Annotated in this window: 6 protein-coding genes; all 6 read right to left on the reverse strand. The window is 46.8% G+C overall.

The window, feature by feature from the left end:
* Window positions 1-167: 167 nt before the first annotated feature.
* Window positions 168-992 carry a dienelactone hydrolase family protein gene (locus JW883_08830; protein ID MBN1842365.1) on the reverse strand — a complete coding sequence of 275 codons (825 nt, stop codon included), beginning with the start codon at window positions 990-992 and terminating at the stop codon, window positions 168-170.
* Window positions 993-1,089: 97 nt separating this feature from the next.
* Window positions 1,090-2,145, reverse strand: a complete 1,056-nt coding sequence (rsgA, locus tag JW883_08835) for a ribosome small subunit-dependent GTPase A (GenBank protein MBN1842366.1) — start codon at window positions 2,143-2,145, stop codon at window positions 1,090-1,092.
* Between the two features lie 71 nt (window positions 2,146-2,216).
* Window positions 2,217-2,693 carry a GNAT family N-acetyltransferase gene (locus JW883_08840; GenBank protein MBN1842367.1) on the reverse strand — a complete coding sequence of 159 codons (477 nt, stop codon included), beginning with the start codon at window positions 2,691-2,693 and terminating at the stop codon, window positions 2,217-2,219.
* Window positions 2,694-2,854: 161 nt separating this feature from the next.
* A complete protein-coding gene (locus JW883_08845; GenBank protein MBN1842368.1) occupies window positions 2,855-3,361 on the reverse strand; it encodes a GNAT family N-acetyltransferase in 507 nt (168 codons plus the stop codon).
* A 246-nt stretch (window positions 3,362-3,607) separates the two neighbouring features.
* A complete protein-coding gene (locus JW883_08850; GenBank protein ID MBN1842369.1) occupies window positions 3,608-5,692 on the reverse strand; it encodes an SEL1-like repeat protein in 2,085 nt (694 codons plus the stop codon).
* Between the two features lie 190 nt (window positions 5,693-5,882).
* Window positions 5,883-6,372 (reverse strand): hypothetical protein (locus JW883_08855; protein MBN1842370.1); only part of this gene is annotated, 490 nt, incomplete at its 5' end.

Raw genomic sequence — 6,372 nt, forward strand, 5'->3', positions numbered from 1 at the left:
GGCGGGCACGATGGACAAACCCTCTTCGTCTGTACCGCCGGGGCTTCGCCATGGAACGGCGGCCGCATTGAAACCGTCCGGGTCGAGCACGCCGGTGCCGGGTTCCCGTAAAGTCTCGTGGGTGTATCACACATGACATTCTGGATAACATACTGCCACCTCAATGATTACAAACCGAATGCCTGTCGCAGAAACGCAACGGCTCGCTTGCGACTGTCATGTGCCGCTTCGGCATCCCATTGAAGGATGGCCGTATTATTTTGTGCGAACGGTGCGTATCCTTTCCATGATCCTTTCCGATCGAATCCATGATGGACATCAGGATACATTGTCAGCGAAACAACACCCGGCTGTGCCTCGTTCAACCAGTCGCAGAAGCTCCCGCACGTCTCTCCATCGCCCCAGGAATCTTTCTCTCCAGAAATGATGAGAATCGGGGCTCCGGTTAATCCGGTCACGTCAAAATGTTTTTTCAACTCTTTGCACACAGGATAGAACCCTACATGGGCGGCAAATCCCGGTTGGCCCGGTCCCAGCCATTGAGTGACCACTTTTCGTGAGGCAACAGAAACGCTCAGATGACCCCCGAGAGAAAATCCCATAATGGCGATACGCTTTGCATCGACGCGCGGATGGGAGCGTAAAACCTTCAACGCTCCGAAAGCCCACGGTTGGAAAGTGGCAATGGGCGGGCGGTCAGAGAGGGAGGTAAAAACACCGGTTTTAAAATCCACTTCAAATGTCCCGATTCCGGCGTCCAACAGCGCAGGCCGATGAAACGCATACCTGCTATCAACCCCGGCGGACCCGTGAACGAGAACAACGACCGGCACTGATTCCTTATTCTCTTTTGGCAAAGTTAAGATACCGCTGAAATGCTTAGGCGTCGTTTCAAACCCCTCGAAGCGTAGCGTTTCATGGGTAATCAGAGATGCACACCCCGCGAGAGCCGCCAAAACAAGGATCAACAATGTAAGTCGAATCGATCTCATCAAGGAGAACCCCCTTTATGTATTTTCAATCGCCTAACGTGAACATCAGCGGCGGTTGAAAGCCGTCCGTTGGATTTGCGGGTTTGATGCTCGTCTTTCAGGCCTTTATATGTTTCTTTGCCGATTTGATGAATCGTCCAAAGGCTTTGTCCTTTTTCCGTTTGTCCAGATATGACCTCTCGTAGTGCTCCGACTCCTTCTTGAGCTTGATATAGCTGGCATAGCGATCTTCAGACAATTCACCATTCTCGACCGCGGCTCTGACGGCACAGCCGGGCTCGTGTTCGTGACTACAATTTACATATCGACAATTTGCGGAAAGCGCGACAAATTCTTCGAAACCCATGTTGATCCCATCGCCGGCACCTACAATGCCCAGTTCTCGCATACCAGGTGTATCAATCAACATTGCGCCTTGGCTAAGAACGATGAGTTGTCGGCGTGAGGTCGTATGGGTGCCTTCTCCTGTGCTGCTGACGGTCTTTGTTTCAAAGGCTTCCTGACCCATGAGACGGTTGATGAGAGTTGTCTTCCCGACACCCGATGAACCAAGGAGACAGTATGTCTTTCCCGAAGAGAGCTTCTTTTGAAGCTCATCAAACCCGATTCCGGTGATATTGCTGAGTGCAATCACTCTGGATTTGTTGACAGAGCTGATGATCGCAAGCTTCTGATCCAATTCATCCTGGGTTATCAAGTCCGTCTTCGTGAGGATGACAATCGGGTCAACATGTCCGTCCGCTGCCATTACGAGGTATCGATCCAAACGATGTGGATTAAAGTCAAAATGGCATGATTGAACAATAAATGCGGTATCTATGTTGGCTGCAATCATCTGGAAATCGACAGTTTCACCCGCGGTCTTGCGCCGCAAGAACGTCTTTCGCGGAAAGACCCGATGGATGATAGCTGCGGTGTCATTGTTGTAATAGTTCGCTGTCACCCAATCACCGACACATGGCAGGTCGACGGAACTATCAATCTGATAAGTAAGTCTCCCTGACAGCTCAGCGGGGACTTCCCTCGATTCATCTTTTATGAGGTATGAACCGCGGTCAACTGCGGATATGCGGGCAAAGCCGCAACCATCCAGGCGTAACTCAGTTGTATGCGCTTCAAACCATTGGTCGAAACCGAAATCTCTTAATTTCATATAGTCGTATCACCTCGGCGGGCATAAGGCGCGGCGGCTTTTTGCCGTCGCCCTTAATGCCCTGGTTGTGCTCAGATAGGCTTTGTCTCTTCTAATTGCATTATTACGGTCGGCACCCCTGCGGGATTTAATCCACCATTTTTGATGTCCGTAAAACCAAAGTCCAAATATAAATTTCTTGCAGATTTTCCTTCAGAGACCGATTTATCAAAGGTCTGAACAAATATGTTTTCCCGGAGATTCAAGTTGCTCATAGCGAATTCGATCAATTTTCGACCATAACCTTTTCTACGATATCGTTGTGATACTGCGAGCCATGCTATTTCATTTGTTTCTTTAGAAATTACAACACCACCTATTAACTTCCTGTTGTCGCCATTCGGTTCTGAATAGATGCAAAATGCAGTGTTTAAAGAAATGGTTTGCCTTAAGAATTCTTGGAAATCAATTTCATCAGCCATAGGGCCGAATAATGGCTCGACTTCCCTTGCAAGTGCGATCCATGTGTCAAAATCAGTTATTTTTGAACAAACAACATCCATATCCATGTTTCTCTTTCTTCTTAGTTTTCGCGCACAACGACCTACATAAGGGGCTGACAGCGCGTCAGTGCTGGCAGCCCCTCTTAATGCTATTGTTCGGCGATTCTTACCGATTGGATCCAACTGTCAAGGATAAAGATTTGACCCCCTATCTCCCCAATTCTTCCCTAAAGAATAAAGATTTGACCCCCTATCTCCCCACGGCTTTTGGTGTCGGCTGAATTAGCATGGTTAGGCGTCAAATCTTTTATCATGAATGCAGAACTCGATGGACACAGGTTAGAAAATTCCGATGTGGCGCGAATCGACTCAGGTGCCTCCTCTCGTGCAGTCGCTGTGTAACCTAAACCTTCAAAGAATTTTGCAGCAGTAATGGTGAGCAAGTAAATGTACCTCACACCCCGACCCTGCGCATAGCGCTCGGCTTCGGCTACAAGGGCCTTGCCGCACCCGCGCCCTCGATTACTTTCGCAAACGACGAGAGAGCGCAGTAATGCCCTGGAACCGTAAATCTCCAATCCGACCACGCCCTTCGATTCTTGTTTGGAACCACACCCAAAGAAATGCTCAAAGTTTTGGGATGTCAGATCAGCGGTTGGTAAATCTGAGTCATTGAGCAGACGATGGACGTCAGGCGCGGCTGGTTGCCGAAATATTTGCATCGCGATCTCCATTTCTGACGGCTACCATTAAATGTTAAGAAATAAATCAGTACTATTGTCTATCAATATGGTGTTTCTTGATCTTACATTTGTATAGCCAAATCAGTAATAAAAAAGCAAGAATTTTATAATCATGCAAGCCTAACCCTTTTTTCCAGACTCTGTTCTTCGCTCACATAAAATTCACAGGGTCCACATCCACCCTGATACTCAGGCCGGTCTCTCCTATCCGGCTTGGAGACCTGGCTCTTTCCTCTCTTACTCTGCTACAATTATCAACACAGAGTTTTTAATTTTTTCAGCAAGTTCTTCTATTGAAGCGTTGTTAAACGGGTGTACTGTGTCTATACGTTTTTTGGGGGATACTGAAGAAAGCAGACCTTGAAGATAGGATATCTTAATGCCGTAGTTGATGTTCTGAGGCAGGTCGCCTGTCCATTTAAACATCTTTATAGCATTTACTTTACTGGTAACAATTCCCACCACCTTTCCTTCCATATTCACCAGAGGCCCGCCGCTATTGCCCGCCTGTATCGGCACGCTGATTTGCAGGGCGCGGGGGTCATCTCCTAAACCGGATGTTGAGTTTACAACACCTTCGGTCAATTTTGGCTTAACACCTAATAGATCGGGATGGGGGTATCCGACAGTAACGATCTTTTCTCCCAGCGCAGCCGGCTTTGAGGAAAGGGGTAGGGCAGCGGGAAGAAGCCCGGTATCCTTCACTTCAAGCAACGCAAGATCATTATATGCATCGTGCGCGGCAATCGTTGCGGGAATCTTTACGCCATCCTGCCGTATCAGAACAATATTATTATGCCCCGCAACCACATGATTGTTCGTGACAACAAAGCCGGAGGTTACCGGCCATCCTGTGCCGGAACATGGCTCCGTCTTTGCGGATTCTTCTTTTTTGCGAGTTTCTGTTTTTAAATGCGAATAGGCATACTCTTTCAGCATTTCGCCCATTGAACCGGGCACTACCGGACTCATCTCTACCTCTGATTCTTTAGATGTATATGAATCGATTATCTTCCCATTAGAATCGTATTCAATATAACTGACGAGACCAATCTTGTCGCTATCGCAATCTGCAATCCAGCAGCATCTCTTTGTGCCTTTCTTGCCGAAGTCCGATTCCTGAAATGGGACATCCATTGTCCAAAGCCACACCAAATTTTTCTGCCGCCTGATTTTGTCTTTGTTGATAAACAAATATTCAGTATCACCTTGGTACAAACACTCCCATCCTGGATATATCCCCCCTAATAAAGCGTCTAAAAAGATTTGGGCCTTGTCATCCCCTTGTGCTAGAGCTTTCCGGTACCATCCGATGGCCTTTATGTAATTCTGCGTTACACCTAGGCCACACTGATACATAAATCCTAAAACGCGTTGAGCCTCCACATCTCCGCTGCTGGCTGCTTTATGAAACCACTTGGCGGCCTCTGTGTTATTCTGCGTTACACCTAGGCCATGAAAATACATAACCCCAAGTGAACTCTGAGCCCCGACATTTCCCTGCTCAGCCGCTTTGCGGTACCATTTAAGAGCTTCAGTGTAATCTTGGGCAACACCTTGGCCAAATCTATACATATCCCCTAGGGCATCTTGAGCAGGAGCATTATTAAAAATAGAATCCTCCCGCTCAGCAACCTTAAGAAACCATTTGACTGCTTCCGTGTAATCTTTGGGAACACCTTGACCATTATAATACATACCCCCCAGTATATACTGAGCCCCCGCATGCCCCTGTTCTGCCGACCTTCGATACCATTCGGCCGCCTTCGTGTAGTCTTGGGAAAAACCTTGCCCATAAAAATACATTTCCCCCAGAAAAGCCTCAGCAAATGCATGCCGCTGTTCTGCCGCTTTGTGGAACCACTCAGCAGCCTTCGTAAAGTCTTGAGGAACGCCATTGCCACTATAATACTTTTCTCCCAGGCTGCACTGACTCGAAGAATGACCCTGTTCTGCTGCTTTAAGGTACCACTCGACAGCCTTCTTGTAGTCTTTAGGGACGCCATCGCCAATACTATACATATCCCCTAGATCAAACTGAGCTTCGACATGTCCCTTTTCTGCAGCTTTTCTAAACCATTTGGCAGCCTCAACGCTGTCTTGTGTAACACTAAAGCCAAATTGATACTTTCTAGCAAGAGTATACTCGGTTTTGCCATCGTTTTGGTTCGCAACCTTATCAGCCCCCTTGGTTTGCTCGGAATGCGTCTCTTGTGGGGGGGTATTGTTAGAGGCTGTTATTTTGCCTTTCTGATTTATTGCACAGGAACTGAAAAACAGAACGAAAAACAGTAATGTCAGACCAACAAGAATCTTTTTCATGTTTACCTTCCTTTCAACGCCTCGTGTTCCTTATACCCAACTCCATTGAAAATCAACAACGGGTCACCTTTTGGCCAGGTTTTTGCTCTATCCGGCTCGACAAGCTCTCTTGATTCCGATTCTATCGGGAACCCTCATGCCAGGTGGGGAGGGGGTAGTAGGGCCCCCACGGCTACTCGATTATATTGCGTTATCTATTTAAGCCCTCAATCCAATATGTGCCAAATGTGTAACAAGAATAAGGGTCAATGCGCTTATTAAGATAATATTCACGTAAGTTTTTAATTGCTGAATCGCATATTTTTTCATAGAATCTCACCGGATATACCAATTCCCAAGTACTGGACTCTCCCTCAACCTGCCTTGTATATTGATAAAAAGGCTCTTCATCATTCTCAAACTCCATCCCATACCCCGGCTCTTTCAAATCATGCACTAAACTATTTCTATAACTGTAGAACAAATTTATATGCTGTAGATACTCAAGAGTAATATTTTCTAGGGGATTTGGTGAAGCTGATGGCCAGCGGTCTTTTATTTCTTGTAAAACTCCGTCCCGATCAAGGAAAATAATTTCCATAGAAGGCCATTGGTTTAACCTTAATCCAGAGCGAATGATTAATGGGAACTTTGAGAGCCATTGTCGTTGCTCATTTTCGATAAAAAGTTCAGAAAAATGA

The organism is Deltaproteobacteria bacterium (assembly GCA_016930875.1).
Taxonomy (GTDB): Bacteria; Desulfobacterota; Desulfobacteria; order Desulfobacterales.